Source organism: Nonomuraea sp. NPDC050451, from assembly GCF_044458585.1.
Genome location: NZ_JBITHZ010000045.1, coordinates 69254 through 92280, shown reverse-complemented (window position 1 = coordinate 92280; position 23027 = coordinate 69254). Strand labels below are relative to the sequence as shown.

Genomic DNA, 23027 nt, shown 5'->3' with positions numbered 1-23027 from the left:
AAGGCCCAGGTCGAGGCCGAGTTCGAGGAACTGACCGAAGAGCCGACGGCAGGTGGCTTCCCGGTGCCGCCGCTCGATCTGCCGCACTACCACGGCGTTTCCCGGCCATGAGCGCCCTGGGCACGTTCCCGTCCGCCCTCCCCGGGAGGAGGGCGGACGGCGAGTCCTGATCAGCCGAAGCGCAGCGGCAGCACGTCCGGGCCCTGGATGCCGAGGGGGCCCTGCCAGGCGATCGGCCCCGCGACGGAGGGTGGGCCCAGTCGTGCGGCGAGGATGGGGAGTGCCTCCCCTATCTCGACGCGGGCCAGGGCCGCGCCCAGGCAGTGGTGCGGGCCCGCGCCGAACTGCAGCGGGGGGTTGTCCCTGACGGCCGTGATGTCGAACCGATCGGCGTTCTTGTGGGCACGCGGGTCGCGCTGGGCGATGCTCACGCCCATGATGAGGAACGTGTCGCGCGCGATGTGCAATCCCTCGTAGTCGAAGTCCTCCGCGGCGAACCGGTAGATGGTGCCCGCCGAGGGAAGCCAGCGCATCACCTCTTCGACGGCCTGGGCCGCCAGCTCCGGCCGCTGCCCCAGCAGGGTCCACTGGTCGGGGTGGTCGGAGAAGGCGACCAGGGCGTTGGCGAGCTGGTACCGGGTGTTGTCCTGGGCGCCGAACACGAGCGTGACCAGGAGGTTGCGCAGCTCGTCCTCGCTGACGCGGCCGTCGTCGGCCTGATAGGCCGCGACCAGGGCGGAGGTGAGGTCGTCGGTGGGCCTGGCCGACTTCTCCTCGATGAGGAAGTCGGCGTAGTCGTTCAGACCGCGTACGGCGGCTTCCACCCTGGTGACGACATCGCCCCCGGCCGCGAGGCTGAAGACCAGGCCGATGTCCCTGGTCCAGGTGCCGAAGACGTCGTAGTCCTCGGGCGGTACGCCGAGCAACCGGCACATGACCGCCAGCGGCAGCCGGGAGCCGAAGTCCTCGACGAACTCGCACGTCTCGGCCGAGGACAGGCCCTCGGCCAGCTGCTCGACCTGCGCCCGGATGAACGGCCGCAGATTCTCCACCGTGCGCGCGGTGAACGCCTTGCTCGTCAGGCGGCGCAGTCGGCGGTGATCCTCTCCGTCGTGGTTGACGATCATCGGGACGAACCACTCGTAAATCGGACCGTCGAAGATCCCGTTCGTCTCCAGGTAACGCTTGCCGTTGTGGTCCAGCCTTCGGTCGCGTAGGAGGTCATTGGCCTGCTCATATCGCAGCACGAGCAGGCCTATGGGGCTGGTCGCGTACCAGCTTTCCGCTTGGGCCGCGAAGACCTCGGGGGCGCCGAAGTCGAAAGCCGGATCCAGGACATCGAGGAACGGCACGTTCGGGGGAGTGGGTTCCTGGCCCACGGATGTCGACAACGTCATCCTCCCTGCAGAGATGGGCGTCTTGTCCACACTCCCTGACATCGCGGCGAAAATGAAGTAACGCGCTACGCACTCTTTTGAGTTATGGCCATCCGTCCGGTGAACCTCGGATTACGGTGGGAAAACCGGCAATCGGTCACCTTGGGAAATGAAGAATGGCCTCGTCAATCTGCTTGGTTGGAGTTTCGGCGGGCGCAGTGCGGCCGGAGCCGGCACCACAAGATCAGGACGCCGTGTTCTTCATGCGGAAGGCGGCCAGTTCCTTGGCGGCCTCGTCCAGATCCTTGGCCGTGTCGATGGCTCGCCAGTACACCCCTTGCGGCAACTCATAACCCGCCAGGCGGCGCTGGCGGGCGAGGTGGGGAAACGTGCTCCGCTCATGGTCGCCGACGTCCGGCAGCATCGAGGTGAATTCGGCGGAGAAGACGTAGACACCGGCGTTGATCAGATAGGGCGACGGCGGAGCCTCGACGAAGTCGAGGACGTTGCCGAAGCGGTCGATGTCGACGGTGCCCCAGGGGAGTCGCGGGCGGGCCAGGGCGAGGGTGGCATGGGCGTCCCGCTCATGGTGGAAGCCCGCCATGGCGCGCAGGCTGAAGCGGGTCCAGATGTCGCCGTTGGTGGCGTACCAGGGCTCGTCCGGGCGGGGCAGAGAGGCAGCGGCGAACTTCAGCCCGCCACCACGCCCAAGCGCTTCGGCCTCGATCACCGGGGTCACCTTGAGCGGCAGACTCGCCGTGCTCAGCCAGTCGAGCACGACCTCGGAGAGGTAGCCGCAGGAGATGATGGCATCAGTCACTCCTTCGGCCGCCAGCCATTCCAGCTGGTGGCCGATGATGGGAAGGCCGGTGCCTGGGATCTCGACCATCGGCTTGGGCCGGGTGTCGGTGTAAGGGCGCAGACGCGATCCCTTGCCACCGGCGAGGAGCACGGCCTGGGTCACCGGCCGTGATACCAGCGGCGATTCACCGGCGGACGGGATGAGATCGTCGAATGTCATCCCCGCAATCTATACGCGGCACGCCAAACGACGACCTGGTCGAACTCGCACGCGAATATCGGTTGGCCGACTTCCCGATCGTGCCCGATGCTGGTAGCCGTGATCAGCATTCCGCCGCGCACGGCCACCGACGCCTACTTCGCCAAGATGGGAGGGCTGCGCCGTCCCGACGTCGTCTTCGACATCGATCTCGGGGAGCTGGTGGAGGGCCACCACGTGGTCGCCCGCGGACTGGAGATATCGGGCGCCGACGGCGTGCTGCATTACGAGTTCGTCCCTGGAGTGCGGCAACACGAGCTGGAAACCAAAGGGCCGTTCTTCTGGTACTGGATGCTGTCCGCTGAGGATGACCTCGGCACCCCGTACCGCGACGACAATGGTGGCGCCTTCGACCCGGAGGGCGAGGCGGCCGCGCACGGAACTCGCGATCTGGGTGGGCCGGTTCCCCGCTCGGCCCGCCGGCTGCGGCTGAACTTCAGGCCGGCCGAGGGATGGGAGCCGACGCGCTCATGGTGCGGGCAGTTGGACATCGCACTGCCCGACGGGCAGGTCACCGAGGCGTGGATCGACCCGCGCCAGGACGCCGGGTGACGCCATATCGCTCACCCTGGACGGGCATGCCGCTGCCCTGGAGGCGCCGTCCTGCGAGGCTCACCCCGAACCGATTGACGGCGCTTCTGCGGGGCGGTACCCGGGCCTTCCCGGCGTTCCAGCGGTATGACGGCTGGGGCGGGCGTCGGAGGCCGGGTGCCGGTGTGGCGAGTTCCCGTTGGATTTTGTCGATCAAGCTACTGGGGGCCGCTTCGGCGCTCTCGTAAGTTAGGCGCCGACCGGGGGCGATAACCGGTCATTTCCCTAGTTAGATGGACATTTCATGCATGCTCAGATCGTCCTCTTCGATGGCTTCGATCCGCTCGACGTCATCGCCCCGTACGAAGTGCTCCATGGCGGAGGCGTCGCCTCCGGCGGGGCGCTGACGGTGGAGCTGGTGAGCGCCGAGGGGGCGCGCGAGGTGGTGAGCGGCACCGGCGGTATGCCGCTGCGCGCCACGGCCGCGCTGGACCCGGCGAAGGCGGACCTGGTCGTGGTGCCCGGCGCCTCGGGCCGGATCGGCGAGCCCGGTGAGGACATCGAGGCGCAGCCGGGGCAGCAGGACGAACTCATCCCGGTGCTGCTGGCCCGCACGCTGGACACCGAGCTGCCCGCCCTGCTGAAGGCGGCGATGGAGCGTCCCGAGGTGACCGTCGCCACGGTGTGCGGCGGCGCACTCGTCCTCGCCATGGCGGGCCTGCTGGAGGGCCGGTACGCCACCACCCACCACATGGGTGTCGACCTGCTCGACGCCACCGGCGTGCACGCGGTCCGCGCCCGCGTCGTGGACGACGGCGACCTCGTCTCGGGCGGCGGCGTCACCTCGGGGCTCGACGTGGGCCTCTACCTGCTGGAACGGGAGCTCGGACCGCGGATCGCGCATGCCGTCGAGGAACTGTTCGCCTACGAGCGCCGTGGCGTCGTATGGCGCAACACCGGCCCCGCCCCCCTCGCCTTCTGACCGCCGGGTCTGCACGTGGAAGAAAAGAGTCGTCGTATGAATCCCGCCGGCATGTGGGACCTGTCGCTTTCCACCCCTATCGGCAAGCTCGCCGTGGCCGTCGAGTTGCGCGAGGAGGCCGGCGCCTGGTCCGGCACCGCCTCCGGAGCCGGAGACGAGGTCGAACTGCGCGACGTCGCCGTGGAGGGGAACCGGATCGTCTGGAAGCAGTCCATCACCAAGCCGATGCGCCTGAATCTCACCTTCGACGTCGTCGTCGAAGGCGACTCGATGACGGGCACGTCCAAGGCCGGCCGCCTGCCTTCCTCCAAGGTCGCCGGTCAGCGTCGCGCCGGTGCGTGAGGGGGTCCTACGCGCAACGTTGAGGCGGTGCGCGGCCCGGCCGCCGACGATTCCTGACCCTCATGGGTACGGCCGCTGCATCGGTGACGGTGCGTGGGGCAGCGCTTTCGCCGGGTCCGACAGCCTGTTCCGGGTACGGGAGCGCGGACCTGACGGGCATCTGGGCCGTGGACGCGGGAGGCAAACCACCGCTGAGGTCATCGACCCGGGCTTCGTGGACCGTACCGTCTTCACCCTGCCGCCTGAGACGGCCGGGCCGCTGCGTGAGCACCTGCTGTCCGCGTACACCACGATCGAGCAGGTCGCCGAACCCGCCGGAGCGAAGAACCTGGAGCTGAAGCCCCGCGTATGGCGGCAGCTCGCACGACGGGGTACTCCGGCCGCCTCCTCGTCGGCATCGACCTGCGGGCGCTGAGCCTCCCGATCAGCGATCTTCCAGGGCCGGCCTCGACGCGCTCAGCCGGCCCCTGTGACCGGCTCCCCGAAGCGTTCGGCGAACGCGGCCCGGTTGGCCGACTCCTCCGACCGGTCCCACACCGCGAACACCACCCGTTCGAACACCCCGCCCTCGGCCAGATGGGCGTGGAAGGCCGCGGCGACCTCACGCGGGTCGTTGCGGAACACCCCGCACCCCCACGCCCCGAGCACGAGCTGCCGCGCGCCGTGGTGGGCTGCGACGGCCAGCACACGCCCGGCACGTTCGTGCAGCGCCCGCCGGATCCGCGGCCCCGCGCCGGGATCGCGCCGCAGCAGCTGCCCGGCGTTGGGTGCGGGCGAGGTCAGGAACGAGACCAGGTACGGCTCGCTCAGCAACCGGCCGCGGTCGTCGCGGTGCACCGGCACATCGGGAGACCAGATGACCCGGTGGCTGTAGAGCAGGTCGGAGGAGGCGCGGTGCGCGGCGTAGTAGTCGGGAGCATTCAGCAGACAGGGGTGCAGCAGGCTCGCCCGGCACAGGTCCTCCTCCTGCGCCTTGGCCCCGCCGAGGTAGCCGCCGCCGGGATTGCGGGCCGAGGCGAAGTTCAGCACGGCGATCCGTTCGGCGCCTGCCAGGTGCAGCCGCCGCGCGGCCTGCAGGCTGCCTTCCGCGGTGACCTCGAAAGACGTCCGGTGGCCCGCGGCGGCCGGCGCGGCGATCGGCTCGTCCGGCGGATGGCTCACCGTGCCGGCGATCGCCGCCTCCAGCGCGGGACCCACGGTGACGAGGGTGCCGTCCTCGGCGGTGTACCGGCCGTCGGCGGCGATCTGCTCGTTCACCGTCGCGACATGGCTCAATCTGTTGCCCACAGATCCGCATCGTAGATCGCGATCAGCGCCGCGATCGAACGGTTTTGCGGCCAGCTGGAGGGCTTGTCGATCGGTCCCGGCACCCCGGAGAGCCGCGTCAGCCTGACACCAACCGCAGGACCGCGGCCTTGTCCCTGTCCCAGCCGACCAGTTGCATCCGGAGTGCGCCCTTCACACGGGCAGGCTTCTTCGGAGTGCTGTCTTCGGAGCGGCAGCCCTCCATACCGGCTCCACCGGCATATCGATAGAAGGTGGCGATGGTGCCGCAGGTGCCCTTCAGCACACCGGAACCGCCGCCGCCGCCGTAGGTGAAGGTCAGATCGAATTTCAGGCTGTTGTTCGGCTTCACCTTGATCACGGTCAGGCGGCCGCCCTTTACGGCGATGCGCACCGGCCGGGATATGGCCACCTCGCACGTACCGTCCCTGCAGGTCGAGTAGCGCTTGCCGTCGGCTGCGCGCGGCAGGGGCCGCGCCGACGGGGTGGGCGTGCTGGTCGGTGTGCCGGCGGATGCGCCGGTACTCGGGGAAGCCGTGGCCGCCGTGCTTGCGGGTTTGCTGGAGGACGCCGTGTCAGCGGCTTTGCCTCCGACGGTCGGGGCGGATCCACATCCGGCCATCAGCAGGACCACGAGGGCCGCGCCTGGGGCCGGCTGAAGGCGACGGAAGGACAGCGTGCGGTTCACGGAGACTCCAGGGGGATTGCGTTCACACTCACGTCCAGGTCGGTGACTCGGCGGAAATCAGAAAACCAGCACGCCTCCGGGACCGGTCCTGCAGCCCGGCCTAGTAAATCTACTTTGTAAAGGCCGTCGATAAGTATATTTTCCACTGAATTATCGGAAGACGAATATCCCAAACTTTAGGGACATTCACGGCCGTGGCCGAAAATCCCGGCACGAACGCACTGCGTCAGGGATTCGGCGTAACCTTCTCGCTTTCGGCGAACGGCGGCGACTGGATCCACCGGGCCATTCCCACCCCGGTCATCGTCGAAGACCGGCGGGCCACCCTGGACAGGGTGCTGATTCTCTTCGACGCGCGAGAGACCAGCGCGCTCGCCGCGGTGCATGTGTGGGACGGCCCGGACCGCATCCTGGTCAGAGAGGGCCTCAGGATCGAAGGTGATCACGCGCACGGCCTGAGCGCGGACAACGTCTTTCCGGTAGGCCGCGACGCCATCAGGTGGGGGTGTGGCATCTCGATGCTACGACAGCGGGCGCAAGGTGGTGACTCCTGGAGGGGAGAGCTCGCGGCATCTCGGGGACCGGCAACGCGAGCTTCCCCGGCGAGCTGCGGCTGCGTACCTTCCTCGAAGGCGTGCGCGTCGTCCGGGATCCGTGGCAAGGGACGCACCTGGGGCGGACGGCTGATCAGCGGGAGCACCCCGCTGGCCGGGGTCGCGGGTGACACCCACGAGGTCACCGCCGAGTTCGGCCTGCTACTGCACACCCGCGCCGACGGCGGCTACGAGCCCGGCACCTCGTACCATCTCAAAGTGGAAGCGAACGGGCCGCGCATCCGGGTGTGCCTCGGCGCCGAGCCGGTGATCGACGTGACGGACACCGCCACCGGCGGCGGCTACTTCGGCATCGACGTCTGGAACGGCACCGGCACGATCCGCAACGCCACCGTCGGCTGACGGCCCGGCTGCAGCCTCTCAGGGCGCCACCGTGCGAAAGCCGGCGTTGCCCATGCTCGAGTCGGGCGTGTTCGACGATCTGGCGGCGTTGCGGTAGCGGTTGCAGTAGGAGTCGTGGCACAGGTACGAGCCTCCGCGCAGGACCCGGAGCCTCGGCGCGACCCGGGAGCGCGGGTCGTGGATCCGCTCCTGCGCGCGGGCTCGTTTGGCGTACGCCCGCGGGTCGAAGGGGTCGTCGCACCACTCCCAGACGTTGCCCACGGCCTGCCAGAGCCCGAAACCGTTCGGTGCGAACGCCCGTACGGGCGCGGTGCCCCGCCAGCCGTCCTCGCCGGCGTCGCGCTGCGGGAACGAGCCCTGCCAGATGTTGGCCTGCCAACGACCCCGCGCGTCGAGGAGGTCGTCGCCCCAGGGGTAGCGGGCGCCGTCGAGGCCGCCGCGTGCGGCGCGCTCCCATTCGGCCTCGGTGGGCAGGCGACGCCCGGCCCAGGCGCAGTAGGCCTGGGCGTCGTTCCAGGTCACGTGGACCACGGGATGGTCTTCCCGCAGGTCGGAGCCGGGGCCTTCCGGATGCCTCCAGCTCGCGCCTTCGACGGCGAGCCACCAGGGAGCGCGGGGCGAGCGGCCGATGACGCTCGCCCGCGGGTGCGCCAGCGTGTGGAAGACCGCCGAGGATCCGGCGAGCTCCGCCTCGGTGCGATAGCCGGTGTCGTCGGCGAAGCGGGCGAAGTCGGCGTTGGTCACGGTGGTCGCGTCGATGTCGAACGCGTCCAGCGACACCTCGTGCACCGGCGTCTCGCCGTCTCCGGCCAGGCCGTCGCCGAAGGGGTCACCCATGCGGAAGGCGCCGGCTTCGACGTGGCACTGCTCGATCAGATGGGCGCCGCGCCCGGCGGGAAGGGGTCCGCGGTCCCGGCCCGAGGCAGACGCCAGGTTTGGCGTGCAGCAGGAAGAGGGGTCGGGCCTATCGACAGAGGGTGACACTTGTGTCATGGTATCACCATTCCACTTGTGGCACGGTTAACTCCGTCACAACGACGGGCTCAAACGACGGGCACATTTGATGAAGCTTGAGATCCTGCTCCTCGGGGCGCTGCTCCACCGTCCCAGTACGGGCTATGAGCTGAAGAAGTTCTTCGACACGCACGGCCGGTTCGCCCGCTCCAACACGACCATGAGCCAGGCGTACCGGACGCTGGCGGCGATGGAGGAGCGCGGCTGGGTCGAGCACACGATCGAGGAGCGCCCCGGGGCGAGCAACGCCAAGCGCTACCACGTGACCGAAGAGGGCCACACGGTCTTCACCGACTGGCTGACGCGCCCGTACAACCCGCCCACGCGCTTCCAGGACCCCGACCTGTACGCGCGGCTGGGCAGTGCCGGGTTCATGACGGTCGAGCAGGTGATCGGCATCCTCGACGTCGAGATCAGCACCCGGGTCGCGGAGGTCGCGCGGTACCGCCATCGTGACCGCAGCCGGTTCGACGAGCCACCGCGGGGCTACGACGTCGAGCTCGGCAGCCAGATGGACGAGTGGCTCCACCGGCGCGGGGCCGAGGCGATGGACCGCCACATCGCCTCGCTCATCGAGCTCCGCCGGCGGCTCCTCGACGGCGAGCCGATCATTCAGGAGACGGCGGAGGAGACCGCGCGATGAGAGCCATCATCCTCATGTTCGACAGCCTGAACAGGCACATGCTCGCCCCTTACGCCGACACCTTCGTCGACGCGCCCAACTTCGCGCGGCTGGCGGCCAAGGCCGTGACGTTCGACAACTTCTACGCCGGGTCGCTGCCGTGCATGCCGGCGCGGCGCGAGATGCACACCGGCCGGTACAACTTCCTGCACCGCAGCTGGGGCCCGCTGGAGCCGTTCGACGACTCCATGCCCGAGCTGCTCAAGCGCGCGGGCGTGCACACGCACCTGGTCTCCGATCACCCGCACTACTGGGAGGACGGCGGCGCGACCTACCACACCCGCTACAGCACCTGGGAGTTCTTCCGGGGCCAGGAGGGTGACCCGTGGAAGGGCGTGGTGGCCGACGGTGGCGACCCGGCGAGCCCGTACGGGGCGATGAAACGGCAGGACGTGATCAACCGCACATACATGCCGACGGAGGCCGAGCACTCGCAGACCCTGACCGTCGACGCGGGTCTGCACTTCCTCGAGACCAACGCCGACGCCGACCGGTGGTTGCTGCAGATCGAGCTGTTCGACCCGCACGAGCCCTTCTTCACCCACCAGCAGTACAAGGACCTTTACCCGCACGAGTACGACGGGCCCGCCTTCGACTGGCCGCCGTACCAGAAGGTGCTGGAGCCGGACGGGCAGGTCGAGCACGCCCGCTTCGAGTACGCCGCCCTGGTCACGATGTGCGACCGCTCGCTCGGTCGCGTGCTGGACTTCATGGACGAGTACGGCATGTGGGACGACACCCTGCTCATCGTCAACACCGACCACGGCTTCCTGCTGGGTGAGCACGGCTGGTGGGCCAAGTCGGTGATGCCGTGGTTCAACGAGCTGGTGCACCTGCCGATGTTCCTGTGGGACCCGCGTACCGGCGGGCGGGACCGGCGGCGGGGCGAGCTCGCGCAGACCATCGACATCGCGCCGACCGTGCTGCGCTACTTCGGCCTGGAACCCACCCCCGACATGCAGGGCGCCGACCTCGCCCAGGACGGGCCGCTCAGGGAGGGTGCCCTGTTCGGCATTCACGGCGGGCACGTGAACGTCACCGACGGCCGCTACGTCTACATGCGCGCCGCCAAGGACGCGGCGAACGGCCCGCTGGAGGAGTTCACGCTCATGCCCACCCACATGCGCGCCCGGTTCTCGGTCGCGGAGCTACGGGAGTGGGAGCCGGCCGAGCCGTTCACCTTCACCAAGGGCCTGCGCACGATGCGGATGCCCGCCTCCCCCAGCTGGATGAACCCGTGGCGGCACGGCACCCTGCTGTTCGACCTCGACCAGGATCCGGCGCAGGAGAGCCCGATCGTCGACGACGACGTGGAGCTGCGGATGGTCGGGCTGCTGCGCCGGCTCATGGTCGAGACCGACGCCCCGCCCAGCCAGTTCGAACGCCTGGGCATCCCGCGCGAGGGCGACATCACCCGCGACCACCTGCTGGTCCGCGAGCAGCGCGAACGCGCGGCGGCCGTCGCCGTGCCGCTGCCCGTAGAGGAGGAGTTCCAGGCCCCGGCCCTGCTCCGCGCGCCCCTCCTGGAACTGCTGGGAATCACCGGCGCCAAGGACGTCCTCGCGCAGGAGGCCCCGTCCCTCGTGCAGTCGGAGCTGCTCGCCGCCCCCGCCCCCATGAGCCTGCTGGACCTCGCCCGTCTCGGCTTCGTGCCCGCCGCGGTCCTGCGCCGCATCGACGAGCAGTTCGGCCTTCTTACGGCAACACCCGCCGCCTCGTCCGACTGAGGCGACGCCTTCTCTATCGCGACACTGCAGACAGGGGCACCGCATGGATGCCAGCGCCTCCACCGCGTCCGTACAGCCAGGAGCGGCTCAGGCCGCCAACGTCCCCCATCGCTGGCGCAATCTCGCCGTCCTCTCCGGCGTGAGCGTCGTCGACAACACCGAAGCCGGTCTCATCAACACCGTCTTCCCCACGCTCGCGGCCGCGCTCCGGCTCAACAGCGGTCATCTCGGCATCATCGCGGCGCTCGGCAAGATCGCCAGCGTTCCGGCCGGCCCGTTCTGGGTGTGGCTGTCCAGCAAGATCGGCCGTCGTGGCGCGCTGGTCGCCACGACCGTGACCGGCGGCCTGTTCGGCATCGCCGCCGGTTTCTCCCAGAACTTCGTCCAGCTCCTCATCTGCTGCACGCTCATGTCCGCCGCGGTGATCGGCGGCTCGCCCATCGCCATGGCCGTCATCGCCGACTCCTTCGCCGACGAGCAGCGGGCCCGGGCGAACGGCATCTTCTTCGGTACGCTCCAGCTCGCCGCCATCGTCCTCGCGCCCGTCATGGCCGTCTTCGTCGGACTCGAGGACGGCTGGCGCTGGGCATTGTGGACCCTCGGCGGCGTCTGCATCGCCGCCGGGCTGGTTGTGGCCGCCTTCTTCACCGATCCGGGCATCGGATCCTCCGAGAAGCAGCTCGCCGACCTCGCGAGCGAGGACCGGACGAAGGCGAAGGTCACCGTCGCCTCCGTGGCCGGGCTGTTCCGCATCCCCACGTACACCGTGATGATGCTGAGCCGGCTGCTGTCGGGACACCTGCTGATCGCCATCTTCGGCGTCCAGTTCCTGGTCACCGAGCGCGGCATCGACAACGCCACCGCCATCCTGGTGGCGCTCCCGTTCGGCATCGGCTACAGCGTCGCCACGCTGAGCGCCGGATTCATCCTGCCCCGGCTCGACCGGCTGATGCCGAGCAGGGGGCGCGTCCTGGTCCTGCAACTGGCCCAGATCCTGTTCGCCGTCATCGCCTTCTTCGGCACGCAGTTCCGGTACGAGTCGATCGTCACCTACGCGATCTTCTGGGCCCTGCTGGGCGCCTGCCAGGGCCTGAACCCGCCGGTCAACCGGCCCATCGTGGCCGGGGTCGTGCTGCCGGAGCTGCGCGGGCAGGCGTACGCGATCTGGTTGTCGGTGTTCGAGACGATCGCGTGGGCGCTGTTCTCGCTGCTGGCCGGCTCGCTGGCGGCGACGATCGGCATCCAGGGCGTGTTCCTGTGGGTGCTGGTCATCCTGATGATCGTCAACGGCCTCCTGCTCTCGGTCCTGTACGTCACCTACCCGCGCGACACCGCCAGGATCGGTCAGCAGCTCGAACTCCGCCGCCGGCAGGCGCTCGCGGACTGACGCCCGGTCAGGACGTCTCCCGGTGAACGACACTGGCCCAGACCTCGGGCGCGGCCGGGGGCGTGTCCTCCACCCCGAGGGCGTGCAGCGCGCGGTGGGCGACGTACCTCCCCAGACCCGCCACGTCGACCCGCACGCTCGTGAGCGCGGGCACCAGCAACCGCGCCAGGGGACTGTCGTCGTGCCCGACCACCGCGAGGCGGCCGGGCAGGGCGATCCCCGCCCGCACGGCCGCCCCCACGACGGCGGCGGCGATGTCGTCGTTGTAGGCGACCACCCCGGTGACCCCGGCGTCCAGCCAGTCCCGTACGGCAACGGCCGCGGAGCCGTCCTCGTCGGAGACCGTCCGCACGTCGGCGATCTCGAGACCCAGCTCCGCGGCCCGCGCCCTCGCCAGGCAGGCGCGGAGGCCGGCGAGCGCCTCCAGGCGCGGGTCGCCCGTGCGGGCGACGGCCAGCCGCGCGTGCCCGCGCTCGTGGAGATGCTCCACCTGGAGGGCCGGCCCGGCCCGCAGAGACGGCACCTCGTGCAGCTCGGAAGGCTCGTCGCCGCCGGCGAGCAGCCGCGCGCCCGCCTCCCGGCGCAGAACGTCGAGGTCGTCGCGGGGGAGGGGGACGACCGGGACGACGAGATCCGGGTCGAGCGTCTCCCACAGCGGGCGGGAACGACCGCCCGCGTGCCGGCTCCAGGTCACCAGCGAGTAGCCGGCGCGGTCCAGGACGAGGGTCGCCTCCTCCAGGTAGCGGCGGAGAAGGTGCTCCACAGGCCAGTCGGGCATGATGAACAGGACGATGCGGTTGCTGCCCCGGGCGAGCGCCCGGGCGGCGGCGTGCGGCCGGTAGCCCAGGCGCTCGGCCTCGGCGAGCACCTTGCGCCGGGTGGCCTCCGAGATCGTCTGGCCCGGGGTGTCGTTGATGACGAAGCCCACCGTGGCCCGGGAGATCCCCAGGGACCGCGCGATGTCGCTCGCCGTCACCCGCCGTGCCCGTCCGCCCATGGCCGCCCTCCCATTCCCCGACATGGCACTTGCGCGCGCTAGTGCTCCAAGGTTAGCGTCGCATCGCTGGTAGCTAGCGCGCGCTAGCTACCCTCATCCCCGCAGGACAGGAAGGTCACGACATGACCGACGGACGATCCGTCGTCGAACGGCTCACGCTCGAGGAGAAGGCGCGGCTCGTCTCCGGCGCCAGTTTCTGGACGACCGCGGAGGTGTCGCACGCGGGCGTGCCGGCCGCGCTGCTCACCGACGGCCCGCACGGCGTACGCCTGCAGCGGGCCGGGGTCGACCACCTCGGGCTCGCCGACAGCATGCCCGCCACGGCGTTCCCCACGGCGGCGGCACTGGGCTCGTCGTGGGACGACGGCCTCCTGCGCGAGGTCGGGGAGGCGCTCGCGGTCGAGGCCAGGGCGCTCGGCGTGGACGTGCTCCTCGGCCCGGGCGTCAACATGAAGCGCTCCCCGCTGTGCGGGCGCAACTTCGAGTATTTCGCCGAGGACCCGCTGCTGGCCGGCGTCATGGGCGCCGCGTGGGTCGCGGGCCTGCAGTCGCGCGGCGTCGGCGCGTCGGTCAAGCACTTCGCGGCCAACAACCAGGAGACCGACCGGATGCGCGTCAGCGCGGAGGTGGACGAGCGCACCCTGCGGGAGATCTATCTGCGCGCGTTCGAGCACGTCGTCCGCGAGGCGCGGCCGGCCACGATCATGTGCTCGTACAACCGGGTCAACGGCGTGTACGCGTCGGAGAACCCCTGGCTGCTCACGACGGTCCTGCGCGAGGAGTGGGGCTTCGACGGCTACGTGGTCTCCGACTGGGGCGCGGTGCACGACCCGGTCGCCGCCGTCCGGTCCGGCCTGGACCTGGAGATGCCGGGCACCGGCGGCCGCAGCGCCGCGGCCATCGTCGAGGCCGTGCGCGCCGGCGAGCTGAGCGAAGAGGTCCTGGACGTCGCCGTGGAACGCCTGGTGAGCACCCACGAGCGGCTGCGGCAGGGACGCGCGGACGCGGCGCCCGACTTCGACGCCCACCACGCGCTCGCCCGCCGCGTCGCGACGGAGGGCGCGGTCCTGCTGAAGAACGACGGCGGCCTGCTCCCGCTCGACCCGGAGTCCGGCGGCCCGATCGCGGTGCTGGGCGAGTTCGCGCGCACCCCGCGCTACCAGGGCGCCGGCAGCTCCCTCATCAACCCGACCCGGCTCGACGACGCCCTGACGGCGATCCGCGCCGCCACCTCGCGCGAGGTCGCGTTCGCGCCGGGCTTCCGCCTCGACGGGGAGCCCGACGCCGTCCTGCTCGCCGAGGCGGTGGAGGCCGCCCGCGGCGCCGCCGCGGTGCTGGTCTTCCTCGGCGAGCCGTCGGAGGCCGAGTCCGAGGGCTTCGACCGCGAGGACCTGGACCTGCCGGAGGCGCAGCTCCAGCTGCTCGAGGCGGTGGCCGCGGTCAACCCGTCGGTCGCGGTCGTGCTGAGCAACGGCGGCGTCGTGCTGACCGGCCCGCTCACCGAGCACGCGGCCGCCCTGCTGGAGATGTGGCTGCCGGGCCAGGCGGGCGGCGGCGCCGCGGCCGACCTGATCTTCGGGCACGCCGACCCCTCCGGCAGGCTGGCGGAGACCGTCCCGCACCGGCTGTCCGACACGCCCGCGCACGTCAACTGGCCGGGCTCGGAGGGGCAGGTGCTCTACGGGGAGCGCCTCTACATCGGCTACCGCTGGTACGACCGCACCGGGCGGGACGTGGCCTTCCCGTTCGGGTTCGGGCTGTCGTACACCACTTTCGCCTACTCCGATCTGGCCGTGCACGTCCCCGACCCGGCACGGCCCGAGGCCCGCGTCGAGGTCACGGTGACGAACACCGGCACGCGGGAGGGCGCCGAGGTCGTGCAGGTGTACGTCAGCGACCCCGTCGCGGACGTGGACCGTCCCGAACGCGAGCTGCGGGGCTTCCGCAAGGTCCGCCTGGCCCCCGGCGAGAGCACCCGCGTGATGATCGAGCTCGACGCCCGGGCCTTCAGCTACTGGAGCACCCGGCACGGGCGGTGGGTGGCCGAGCCGGGCGAGTACGGCGTGCACGTCGGACACTCCTCCCGCGACCTGGTCCTGGAGCAGCGCATCCACCTGGACGTGGAGCCGCCGCAGGCCGCGCTCACGGCCGACAGCACGCTGCGGGAATGGCTGGCCCATCCTCGGGGCCGGAAGATCGTCGAGGAGGTCCTGCTGAAGGCCGCGGACGGCGAGCAGAACTTCTTCACCGACCCGGCCAGCCAGGCGCTGATCGCCCAGATCCCGCTGGCCACCCTCCTCAGCATGGGCGCCTCCCAGGGCGGGCAGCAGCCGCCGGCCATGGACGACCTGCTGCGGATGGCGAACTCCGAGACCTCGGCGAGCTGAGCGAGCGGCCGCGCGGCGGTCTCCTCGGAAGGTCGCCGCGCGGCTCAGGGGCTCGGAGTGAGCTAGATCTTTTCGTGGCGTGGGATACGGGTGGACAGCCCGAACCGGCCGTCGCCCTCGGGGCCCGCGGTGAGCGTGCCGCCCAGCGCGGCGACGCGGTCGGACAGGTTGCGGATGCCGCTGCCCCGGTGATCGCCCTGCGGAGGGGCGCCCGTCCCGTCGTTGACGATGCGCAGCAGGACCCCTCCCTCCTCCTCGCGGACGGTGATCTCGCAGCGGGTGCCCTTGCTGTGGCGTAACACGTTGGTGACGCCCTCGCGCAGCACCGTGGCCAGCACGGTGCCGACCTCGGCGGGCAGGTCGCCGTGCCGTACGTCCATCCGCACGTCCAGCCCGGCGCTGGCCAGCAGTGACTCCGCGGTCCGGCACTCCTCGTCGAGCGACATCTCGCGATGGCCGCCGGCCACCGACCGTACGTCGGCCAGGGCGCGCCGGCAGATCTCCAGCACCTCCGCCAGGACCGTGCGGGCCCGGTCCGGATCGCGCGGGATCAGCCGGTGGGCCAGGTCGCTCTTCAGCGTGATCGCCGACAGGCTGAGCCCGAGCAGGTCGTGCAGGTCCTGCGCGAACCGCAGCCGCGCCTCGGCCAGCGCGGCCTCGGCGAGTTGCCGCCGTGCGTCCCGCAGCCGCAGCACCGAGCGCGCCATCCAGGTCAGGCCGTACGTGAGCAGGCCGAGGTTCACGGTGACCAGGATGTGGGCGTAGCCCACGGGAAGATCGGCGACGAACGCGAACTGGGCCCAGATGGCGGCGGCCGTGACCGCGGCGAACACGCTCCAGCCGATGACCGGCCGCAGCACCAGCAACGCGCTGCCGGCCACGAACCCCTGCAGCCCCGCCCGCGGCTCGTGGAACCACACGAACGGCAGATACACCACGAAAGCCTGCAGGCCCAGCAGCAGGTACGCCGTCGGCCGGCGCAGCCGGACGCCCGGCCGGCTGAACCAGGCCAGTTGCAGCACCAGCGCGGCGATCAGGCAGCCGGTGCCCACGGCGACCTGCTCGAACGCCCGGCTCACCAGCAGCGGGCGCAGCACCGCCTGGGCGAAGAGCCCGAGGAAGACCGCCACGACGAGCCCGCCGCCGAGCCTGGTCGCGATGCGCGGAACGGGCGCCCTGGGCTCGTCGGCGGCCTCGGCCGGGAGGTCCGGCGGCCGCGCGGTCACCGGGAGCAGCACGTGGAGGCGGAACCGGCCGTCGGCGACCGGCTCGGCGGTGAGCTCGCCCCCCATCCTCGACACCATCGCGGGCAGGTCCCCGCCCACGCCCGCCTGGGCCCCGTCGTAGTCGTAGAGGATGTCGGCCGAGACCGAGTCGCCCTCCTGCCGCAGGACGATTTCGCAGCGCTCCACCTGCCGATGCCGCAGCACGTGGGCGACGCCCTCGCGCAGGACGGCCGCGAGAGCGGCTCGCAGCGGCGGCACGAGTTCGCGGCTGTCGAGGTCCAGCCGCAGCTCCACGTTGGAGGCCGCAAGCATCGACGTGAGGGTCGTGGTCTCGCCATCCAGATCAATATCCCGATATATCCGGGCGATTGACCGTAAATCGGTCAGCGACTGCCGGGAGATCTCCAGGATCTCCGAGAGCTCCTGCCGGGCCCGCCCCGGGTCGCGCCGCAGCAGCCGGAGCGCGAGCTCCCCCTTGGGGGCGATCGCCGACAGGCTGGACCCGAGCAGGTCGTGCACGTCCTGGGCGAGCCGCAGCCGCTCGTGCGCGACCGCCGTCTTCGCCAGCTCGCCGCGCGCCTCGTACAGCGCGGTGACGAGCCGGGCCAGTCTGACCAGGCCGTACACGGCCAGGCCGGCCGTCGCCGTGTTCACGACGACATAGACGACGTCGAGCCACGTGCCGTCGGTCCAGAAGCGCTGCGTGACTCCCGTGCTCGCCACGACGGCGGCGTACACGGGCCAGGCCACCCGCGGCGCGAGCACCAGCAGCACGCTCCCGGCCAGGAACGAGGGCTGGCTGACCCACGCCTGCCCGAACAGGCCCAGCGGAAGGTAGACCAGGCACGCCTGCACCGCGAGCACGACATGGGACGCGGGCGAGCGCAGATCCACGCCCGGGCGGCAGAAGTAGAAGTACTGCAGGCCCAGCAGAGCCGCCAGGAGGGTGACGGCCAGCGCCATCTCGCCGCCGCTCTTCTCCAGCTCCAGCACCCACAGCAGGGCGACCCCGGCGAAGCAGCAGAACACCACGGCGACGATCGCCCTGGCCAGCGCCGGAGCGATCAGCACCCCTCGTGCGCCGTCGTCGTCCTCGGGACGGCTCGGGGCCGTGATCAGGCCCATAGGGTCGCCTCGCTATCGCCGCATCGTGCGGGTCGATCTTCAAGTCGGATTATAGGGAGGGCCACATCCCATCGGCAGTAGGGTGAGATCATGCGGTACGCCGGAGTCCTGTTCGACCTGTTCGGGACGCTGGTCAAGCCGTTCCGGCGGCGTGAGCACGAGCACGCCATGGCGGCCTGCTCCGCCGTTCTGGGCGTGGCGGCGCACGACTGCCTGAAGCTCTGGTCCCGGAGTTTCCCCGAACGGGTGCGCGGCCGGTTCGCCGGCGTGGGGGAGAACTTCCGGTGGATCGCCTCCGAGCTTGGGCACCGGGCTCCCGATTCGGCCGTGGCGGAAGCCGAAGCGCTCTATCTGAAGTTCACCGAGGAGAGCCTGGAGCCGGTGGACGGCGCCGTGGAGCTGCTCTCGTGGCTGTCCGCGCGGGGCGTGAAGGCGGGCCTGGTCACCAACTGCGCGCCTGACGTGCCGATCGTATGGGCGGATTCCGCGTTCGCCCCCTTCTTTCAGCACTGCTCGTTCAGCTGCAGCCTGGGCGAGGTGAAGCCGGACGCCGCGATCTACCGGGACGCCCTCGGCGGCCTCGGCCTGGAGCCGGAGCGCACGCTCTACGTGGGCGACGGCAGTGACGAGGAGCTGACCGGGGCGGCACGGTGCGGCATGACGGCGGTGCTGGTCGGCACCGATCTGTCGAACACGTACGACTTCTCCCGCCTGGACGTGGCCAACTGGTCCGGGCTCCGCGTCACCGGCATCTCGCACGTGGCCGGGCTCATCGCTTGACCGTGACGGGTGTCCAGGCGGTGACGCCCAGGAGGTTCGTGGAGCCGAGGTCGAACAGGCCGCTGACGCGCTGCCGGCCGGAGCCTGTGGTGACGACGAGCGTGGCGCCGACCGCGGGCGGATGGGTGGTGCCGCCGTAGGTGTTGCGCCACGCCAGGGTGAAGGCGGCCGATCGGCCCGGCCGTACGGTCACGGCCTTCGGCCCGGGATCCTGGATCGCGGTGGTGACCCGTCGAGCGCCTCGGTCGATCTTCACCTCCAGCGGCTCGCCGTCCTCGTCCAGGAGCCGGACGCGCGGGTACCCCTTGACCTGCCGCACCGTGTCGCCGCAGTTGGTGAGCGTCACGGTCTGGACGCGCAGCCCCATCGCGGCCGTCGGCGCTTCGGCGTACAGGAGCAGTCCCGAGCCGGCGCAGGACGGGGCCGGGGACGGAGACCACACCGTCGGCGGCGGCTGGGCCAGGGGGTGGCCGGGCGGGGTCACCGTGGGACGCGCCGGCGCGGCGCCGGCGCCGGGCGCCTGCGCGGCGCAGCCGGCGAGGCAGATCAGGGCGACGGCGCTCACGCAGACGCGCATGGCGGGCGGGACGGTCATCGCCATCATTCTGCCGTCCGGGGAGGGGAGCAGCGCGCCCAGCGCCGGACGGCCGCCGCCCAGTTCCGCCCAGTCCGCCCGGATCCGCTCGGCAAGGGACGGTGACCGGGTCCGCCTCGGGGGAGCCCGGGGTCACGCCGAAGACGAGGGCGCGCTCCTCGCCCAGGAAGTATTCGGCGAGGACGATGCGCGGTGTGCCGTTCGCCCCCTGCATGAGACCTCCGGCGGAGTGGAGGTCACAACGAGCTGTCGATCAGATTGTGACAGCGACCATTCCGCTTGTTCGGAGTCAGTCCACTGAGGTGTCCCAGGCTTCCTGGCGTACCTCCAGGTGCGGGGAGTCGCGCAGGTCACGGAGGAGTTCCCCCCACGGGGCCGCCCACTCGGTGCGCTGTCCTCCCGCCTGGGTGAGCGTGAGCGCGAACAGGTCGCCGGACAGGTCGCCGCGGCCGGCCAGACGCCGGGCCGCAGGTAGCGCGACCGCGATCGGCAGTGGCGACTCCCGGCTATATTCGCTGAACAGCTCCGAGACGACTGTGTCGGCCGTCCGGGCGGCGAGCACCGGCCGGTCCGTGAGCAGGTCGGCCAGCGCGCACAGGGCGTCGGCGAGGTCGTTCCCGTCCGGCTCCCGGGGGAGCAGGTCCACGGCCAGCCCCACAACTTGGGGCAGCAGGAGGGGCTGGGCGGCGAGCACGTCCATCGCGTCCCGGGCGAGCCGCCGCCGCCATGGCTCCGTCTCCTCCCGCGTTCCGACCAGGCGCCGGGTGATGGCGTCCACGCGTTGCCTGGCCGGTGTCCGCAGGCCCTCCTCGGGTACGGCGGCGGCCAGCCTGGACAGGACGTCCAGCGCCTGGGACCGGATCGCCCCGGCCCGCAGCAGCCCCAGGAACACCGCCATGACCCCCCCGGTCGTCCCCGGATCGGCCACGGCCTCGATGACCTCGTCGAAGCCGCCCCGGTACCAGTGCGCCCACAGGGCGAACGCCTTCGACCCGCGGAAACTCACCCCGGGCAGGTCGGCGGCCATGACGAGCCGCCGTACCAGGTCCGCGTAACGGGGGCGGGCGGCGGGGGCGTACTCCATCGGGTGGGCCTGGAAGAGCGTGCGCAGCATCAGCTCGCCGGCGTACCGGCCGGCGGCGTCGCCGAGCGCGTCCAGGGTCCGCGGGTCCTCGGGGATCGTGCGCAGCACCGAGGCGACGGCCACCCGTACATCCCGGTGCAGCCCCGGGTCCGCCCACGCGCGCAGCAGCACGTCCACCGCGCCGGGCGGGCGGTGGCGGCCGAGCTGGCGGGCGGCCAGCTTGCGCAGCGTCACCTTGCTGCCGGGGGCGGTCAGCGCCTCCTCCAGCAGCGGCCCGAGCAGGGACGGGGCGGTCGAACGGCAGCAGCGGGCCAGCGCGGCCACCGCGACGCGGGAGGCCGGGCCGCCGGCGTGGCCCACGAGCACGGGCACCGCGCGGGCGGGCTCGCCGGCGTGCGCCATGGCCGTGACGGCGGCTTCGGCCAGCATCGTCTCCTGCCGGTCCGCCCAGGCGGCCAGGAGGTCCAGCCCGCCGCCGATCCGGCCGGTCGCCTGTACGGCGGCCAGCCGCGCGGCGATGGACAGGCCCTCGTCATGGACGGCGGTGGTGAGCTCGGCGCGGATCCTTTCGCACTGGGCGGGCGTCCACCGGCCGGCGTCACCGCCGTCGATCCGCGGCACCCACGCGGGATCGGCGAAGCGGCCGTCGCGACGGCCGTCCAGCAGGGGGAGGAGGAGGTCGGTGCGCCGCCGGGCCACGGTCCGCCAGACGCCGGGCAGCGTCACGGCGGACGGATCCTCCCGAACGAGCTGAAGGACCCGCTCCTCCCGCGTTATCCCGCTTCCTTGCGACCACCCCTCGTGCTCGCTCCTTCGGCCTCGCGGCCGCCCTTCATACCCGACCCCGCTTCCTCCCGGCCACTGCGGCCCTTCCAGCCCAGAGGCGGTCGTGGGACGGGACGTTCGCGGGCGGCGATGAGGACGGCGCAGCCACAGGTCGGCGGCCTCGCGGGCGAGCGGCTCCGGTGCCGTGCGGATGGCGGCGCGCAGGTCGTCCTGGAGTTCGGCGAGCGCCCATGAGCGGCGGCCGAGCGCGTGGGCAAGAGCGACGGCCAGGGTGAAGTCCTCCCGCTCGCGTGCGGCGCGAAGATGCGGCCGCAGCACCGCGAGCAGGTCGTGCTCCTGACCCGCGCGCAGCACCCGGTCCAGGCGGTGCGGCTCCGCGACCGGGCCGTGGGCGCGGTAGCGGCGGCGGACGGGAGAGGACCGGCGCTCCCGCGCGGGCAGGCCGCTCGCGCCGTGCCGCGCCACGAGCCCGCCGTACGTACCCAGCGCCCACGCCGTCAGCGCGGGCGCGGTCGCCGGGTCGTGGTTCCGCAGGACCCGGGCGGCCAGGCTCCGCAGTTCGTCCCGGGTGGCGGAGGAGGAGTCCGGGGCCTCGACGGCGTCGGCGGCGACGCGCTCCAGCGTGCCCGCGCAGGAGTCGTCGAGCAGCGCGGGCGGGACGTCCCGCAGAGCGGCCAGCAGGTCCCGGCGGAGCGGGTCCTGTTCATTGGCGGTGCGCAGGGCCAGGTCGGCCAGGAGCGCGTGGAGCGCCGCCCGGTCCCGGGTGCGGGCCGTGCACTGGATCAGCAGCGTCCTGGCCAGCCCGCGCCGCCGCGGGTCCCCGCCTACGGCGGCCTCACGCAGCGGGCCGACGGCCTCCTCGTAGGGGAGGTAGGAGGTGAGCTTCAGCGGGATATCCGGATTGTCCAGGTGGGAGCGGGGCGAGTGCCACACCGACTCGTGCCAGGCCAGCATGCGCCTGGCCTCGGCCGCCGCCGACTCCGCAGGCAGCCATCTGAGCAACGGCATCGCCCACAGCCCGGTGGAACCTCCCCTCCGCGCGGCGGCCGCCTCGAAGATCGCGGCCCGGCGGCCGGGCGGCAGCGAGGGCAGCACCCGGCCGAGCCGGTGTTCGGACGAGGCCAGACGCAGGATCTCCGCGTCCGAGCCTGACCGCAGGTGACGGAGCACCGCTTTGGCCGGCCCCTCCCAGCGGGCCACAACGGGGTTGGCGAACAACGTCCTGGCCCGTACGGCGTCCACCCTGAACAGCGCGTTCACGACCGTGGCGGGCAGGCTGCGCAGGCCGTACCCCAGGTCGTGCCGTTCCAGCAGGGCCAGCATGCGGGCCGGCTCGGCGAGGGCCGCGAGCACCACGCCCGCACCGCGGCGGCGCCACCAGCTCCACAGGTGAGCACCACCCGCCAGCTCCTGCTCGGCCACCGCCATGATCGCGCCCGGGTGCCGCTTGGCCAGCGCCGTCCAGGACGTCACCGTGTGGGCGACGTCGGGCAGCCACCGCGCGGCGGTTTCGGCACCGCAGGCCGGCAGCAACGCCGCCGCCTCGCGCGCGCCCCATCGGGCGTGGACGTCCGGCAGGAGCGATTCGGCCAGCGCGCGCCGGCGGCCGAGTGCCAGCGTGCGATACAGAGCGAACCGCAGCTCCGCAGGGGCGTCCTGGAGCGCGGCGGCCACCGCCGGATCCGGCACGGGCAGAGTGCGCACCGCCCGCAGCGCCGCACGCCGCAACCCCATGTCCGGCCCGGCGAGAACCGCCTGTACGTGCTGGAGTTCGCGGGCGGCCATGGCCACGTGCAGCGCCATACGCCGGGCGTATCGATCCCGCACGGACAACTCGTCCAGGAGAACGCGCAGCTGGGAGGTGCCGACGAGACGGCGAGCGTGGAGCGCCAGCGCCCGCATACGCCGCGGGTACGGCAGAGGCGCGAGACGCGCCAGCAGGGCATCAGCGGAGATGTCGAGGGCCGGCTCCTCGGCCGGCTCCATGGGCCTCAACGGGCTGGGCGGAGACCGCCCTT

Annotated in this window: 19 protein-coding genes; 10 read left to right on the top strand and 9 right to left on the bottom strand. The window is 71.7% G+C overall.

Features of this window, described 5'->3' with window-relative positions; all coding sequences use genetic code 11:
- Positions 1-170 precede the first annotated feature (170 nt).
- A complete protein-coding gene (locus tag ACIBI9_RS59155; protein WP_397236489.1) occupies positions 171-1391 on the bottom strand; it encodes a cytochrome P450 in 1221 nt (406 codons plus the stop codon).
- A gap of 229 nt (positions 1392-1620) precedes the next feature.
- On the bottom strand, positions 1621-2397 hold the full coding sequence (locus tag ACIBI9_RS59150) for an NDP-sugar synthase (protein WP_397236487.1): 777 nt from the start codon (positions 2395-2397) through the stop codon (positions 1621-1623).
- 99 nt (positions 2398-2496) lie between these two features.
- Between ACIBI9_RS59150 and ACIBI9_RS59145 the strand changes: the two genes are divergently transcribed.
- From ACIBI9_RS59145 to ACIBI9_RS59130, 4 genes are all read left to right on the top strand, one after another.
- Complete coding sequence (locus ACIBI9_RS59145; RefSeq protein WP_397236485.1) at positions 2497-2988, top strand: hypothetical protein; 492 nt, start codon at positions 2497-2499, stop codon at positions 2986-2988.
- A gap of 283 nt (positions 2989-3271) precedes the next feature.
- Positions 3272-3949 (top strand): DJ-1/PfpI family protein, encoded by a 678-nt coding sequence (locus tag ACIBI9_RS59140; RefSeq protein ID WP_397236483.1) that lies wholly within the window; start codon positions 3272-3274, stop codon positions 3947-3949.
- A 36-nt stretch (positions 3950-3985) separates the two neighbouring features.
- Positions 3986-4291 carry a hypothetical protein gene (locus tag ACIBI9_RS59135; RefSeq protein ID WP_397236481.1) on the top strand — a complete coding sequence of 102 codons (306 nt, stop codon included), beginning with the start codon at positions 3986-3988 and terminating at the stop codon, positions 4289-4291.
- A 214-nt stretch (positions 4292-4505) separates the two neighbouring features.
- On the top strand, positions 4506-4706 hold the full coding sequence (locus ACIBI9_RS59130) for a hypothetical protein (protein ID WP_397236479.1): 201 nt from the start codon (positions 4506-4508) through the stop codon (positions 4704-4706).
- 41 nt (positions 4707-4747) lie between these two features.
- Here ACIBI9_RS59130 and ACIBI9_RS59125 read toward each other — a convergent pair whose 3' ends face one another.
- Both ACIBI9_RS59125 and ACIBI9_RS59120 read right to left on the bottom strand, forming a co-directional pair.
- Positions 4748-5578 carry a TIGR02452 family protein gene (locus ACIBI9_RS59125; protein WP_397236477.1) on the bottom strand — a complete coding sequence of 277 codons (831 nt, stop codon included), beginning with the start codon at positions 5576-5578 and terminating at the stop codon, positions 4748-4750.
- Between the two features lie 97 nt (positions 5579-5675).
- Positions 5676-6263, bottom strand: a complete 588-nt coding sequence (locus ACIBI9_RS59120; RefSeq protein WP_397236475.1) for a hypothetical protein — start codon at positions 6261-6263, stop codon at positions 5676-5678.
- Between the two features lie 194 nt (positions 6264-6457).
- Between ACIBI9_RS59120 and ACIBI9_RS59115 the strand changes: the two genes are divergently transcribed.
- Positions 6458-7219, top strand: coding sequence for a hypothetical protein (locus tag ACIBI9_RS59115; protein WP_397236473.1), 762 nt, complete (start codon positions 6458-6460; stop codon positions 7217-7219).
- Between the two features lie 18 nt (positions 7220-7237).
- On the opposite strand, the gene ACIBI9_RS59110 is transcribed toward ACIBI9_RS59115, so the two are convergent.
- A complete protein-coding gene (locus ACIBI9_RS59110; RefSeq protein ID WP_397236471.1) occupies positions 7238-8212 on the bottom strand; it encodes a formylglycine-generating enzyme family protein in 975 nt (324 codons plus the stop codon).
- A 70-nt stretch (positions 8213-8282) separates the two neighbouring features.
- Here ACIBI9_RS59110 and ACIBI9_RS59105 point away from each other — a divergent pair, with 70 nt between their 5' ends.
- The 3 genes from ACIBI9_RS59105 to ACIBI9_RS59095 are packed head-to-tail and all read left to right on the top strand — an operon-like array spanning position 8283 to position 12029.
- On the top strand, positions 8283-8876 hold the full coding sequence (locus tag ACIBI9_RS59105) for a PadR family transcriptional regulator (RefSeq protein ID WP_397236469.1): 594 nt from the start codon (positions 8283-8285) through the stop codon (positions 8874-8876).
- Positions 8873-10642, top strand: coding sequence for a sulfatase (locus ACIBI9_RS59100; RefSeq protein WP_397236467.1), 1770 nt, complete (start codon positions 8873-8875; stop codon positions 10640-10642). Before ACIBI9_RS59105 ends, ACIBI9_RS59100 begins: the two co-directional genes overlap by 4 nt.
- A 43-nt stretch (positions 10643-10685) precedes the next feature.
- On the top strand, positions 10686-12029 hold the full coding sequence (locus ACIBI9_RS59095; RefSeq protein ID WP_397236465.1) for an MFS transporter: 1344 nt from the start codon (positions 10686-10688) through the stop codon (positions 12027-12029).
- A gap of 7 nt (positions 12030-12036) precedes the next feature.
- Here ACIBI9_RS59095 and ACIBI9_RS59090 read toward each other — a convergent pair whose 3' ends face one another.
- On the bottom strand, positions 12037-13026 hold the full coding sequence (locus tag ACIBI9_RS59090; RefSeq protein ID WP_397236463.1) for a LacI family DNA-binding transcriptional regulator: 990 nt from the start codon (positions 13024-13026) through the stop codon (positions 12037-12039).
- A gap of 122 nt (positions 13027-13148) precedes the next feature.
- Here ACIBI9_RS59090 and ACIBI9_RS59085 point away from each other — a divergent pair, with 122 nt between their 5' ends.
- Entirely contained in the window at positions 13149-15413 is a 2265-nt protein-coding gene (locus ACIBI9_RS59085; protein ID WP_397236461.1) for a glycoside hydrolase family 3 C-terminal domain-containing protein, read from the top strand.
- A 62-nt stretch (positions 15414-15475) separates the two neighbouring features.
- On the opposite strand, the gene ACIBI9_RS59080 is transcribed toward ACIBI9_RS59085, so the two are convergent.
- Entirely contained in the window at positions 15476-17764 is a 2289-nt protein-coding gene (locus tag ACIBI9_RS59080; protein ID WP_397236459.1) for a sensor histidine kinase, read from the bottom strand.
- Positions 17765-17854: 90 nt separating this feature from the next.
- Between ACIBI9_RS59080 and ACIBI9_RS59075 the strand changes: the two genes are divergently transcribed.
- Entirely contained in the window at positions 17855-18544 is a 690-nt protein-coding gene (locus tag ACIBI9_RS59075) for an HAD family hydrolase (RefSeq protein WP_397236456.1), read from the top strand.
- On the opposite strand, the gene ACIBI9_RS59070 is transcribed toward ACIBI9_RS59075, so the two are convergent.
- Positions 18534-19139: a DUF4232 domain-containing protein gene (locus tag ACIBI9_RS59070; RefSeq protein WP_397236454.1), complete on the bottom strand. Its 606-nt coding sequence runs from the start codon at positions 19137-19139 to the stop codon at positions 18534-18536. The genes ACIBI9_RS59075 and ACIBI9_RS59070 overlap by 11 nt on opposite strands.
- Before the next feature lie 289 nt (positions 19140-19428).
- A complete protein-coding gene (locus tag ACIBI9_RS59065) occupies positions 19429-22995 on the bottom strand; it encodes a hypothetical protein (protein WP_397236452.1) in 3567 nt (1188 codons plus the stop codon).
- Positions 22996-23027 lie beyond the last annotated feature (32 nt).

What these genes read in the sequence shown, in the direction of transcription:
- ACIBI9_RS59150 (WP_397236487.1), bottom strand. Translation starts at nt 2,397, where the DNA reads ATGACATTCGACGATCTCATCCCGTCCGCCGGTGAATCGCCGCTGGTA.
- ACIBI9_RS59140 (WP_397236483.1), top strand. Translation starts at nt 3,272, where the DNA reads ATGCATGCTCAGATCGTCCTCTTCGATGGCTTCGATCCGCTCGACGTC.
- ACIBI9_RS59135 (WP_397236481.1), top strand. Translation starts at nt 3,986, where the DNA reads ATGAATCCCGCCGGCATGTGGGACCTGTCGCTTTCCACCCCTATCGGC.
- ACIBI9_RS59110 (WP_397236471.1), bottom strand. Translation starts at nt 8,212, where the DNA reads ATGACACAAGTGTCACCCTCTGTCGATAGGCCCGACCCCTCTTCCTGC.
- ACIBI9_RS59105 (WP_397236469.1), top strand. Translation starts at nt 8,283, where the DNA reads ATGAAGCTTGAGATCCTGCTCCTCGGGGCGCTGCTCCACCGTCCCAGT.
- ACIBI9_RS59100 (WP_397236467.1), top strand. Translation starts at nt 8,873, where the DNA reads ATGAGAGCCATCATCCTCATGTTCGACAGCCTGAACAGGCACATGCTC.
- ACIBI9_RS59095 (WP_397236465.1), top strand. Translation starts at nt 10,686, where the DNA reads ATGGATGCCAGCGCCTCCACCGCGTCCGTACAGCCAGGAGCGGCTCAG.
- ACIBI9_RS59090 (WP_397236463.1), bottom strand. Translation starts at nt 13,026, where the DNA reads ATGGGCGGACGGGCACGGCGGGTGACGGCGAGCGACATCGCGCGGTCC.
- ACIBI9_RS59085 (WP_397236461.1), top strand. Translation starts at nt 13,149, where the DNA reads ATGACCGACGGACGATCCGTCGTCGAACGGCTCACGCTCGAGGAGAAG.
- ACIBI9_RS59080 (WP_397236459.1), bottom strand. Translation starts at nt 17,764, where the DNA reads ATGGGCCTGATCACGGCCCCGAGCCGTCCCGAGGACGACGACGGCGCA.
- ACIBI9_RS59075 (WP_397236456.1), top strand. Translation starts at nt 17,855, where the DNA reads ATGCGGTACGCCGGAGTCCTGTTCGACCTGTTCGGGACGCTGGTCAAG.
- ACIBI9_RS59070 (WP_397236454.1), bottom strand. Translation starts at nt 19,139, where the DNA reads ATGACCGTCCCGCCCGCCATGCGCGTCTGCGTGAGCGCCGTCGCCCTG.
- ACIBI9_RS59065 (WP_397236452.1), bottom strand. Translation starts at nt 22,995, where the DNA reads ATGGAGCCGGCCGAGGAGCCGGCCCTCGACATCTCCGCTGATGCCCTG.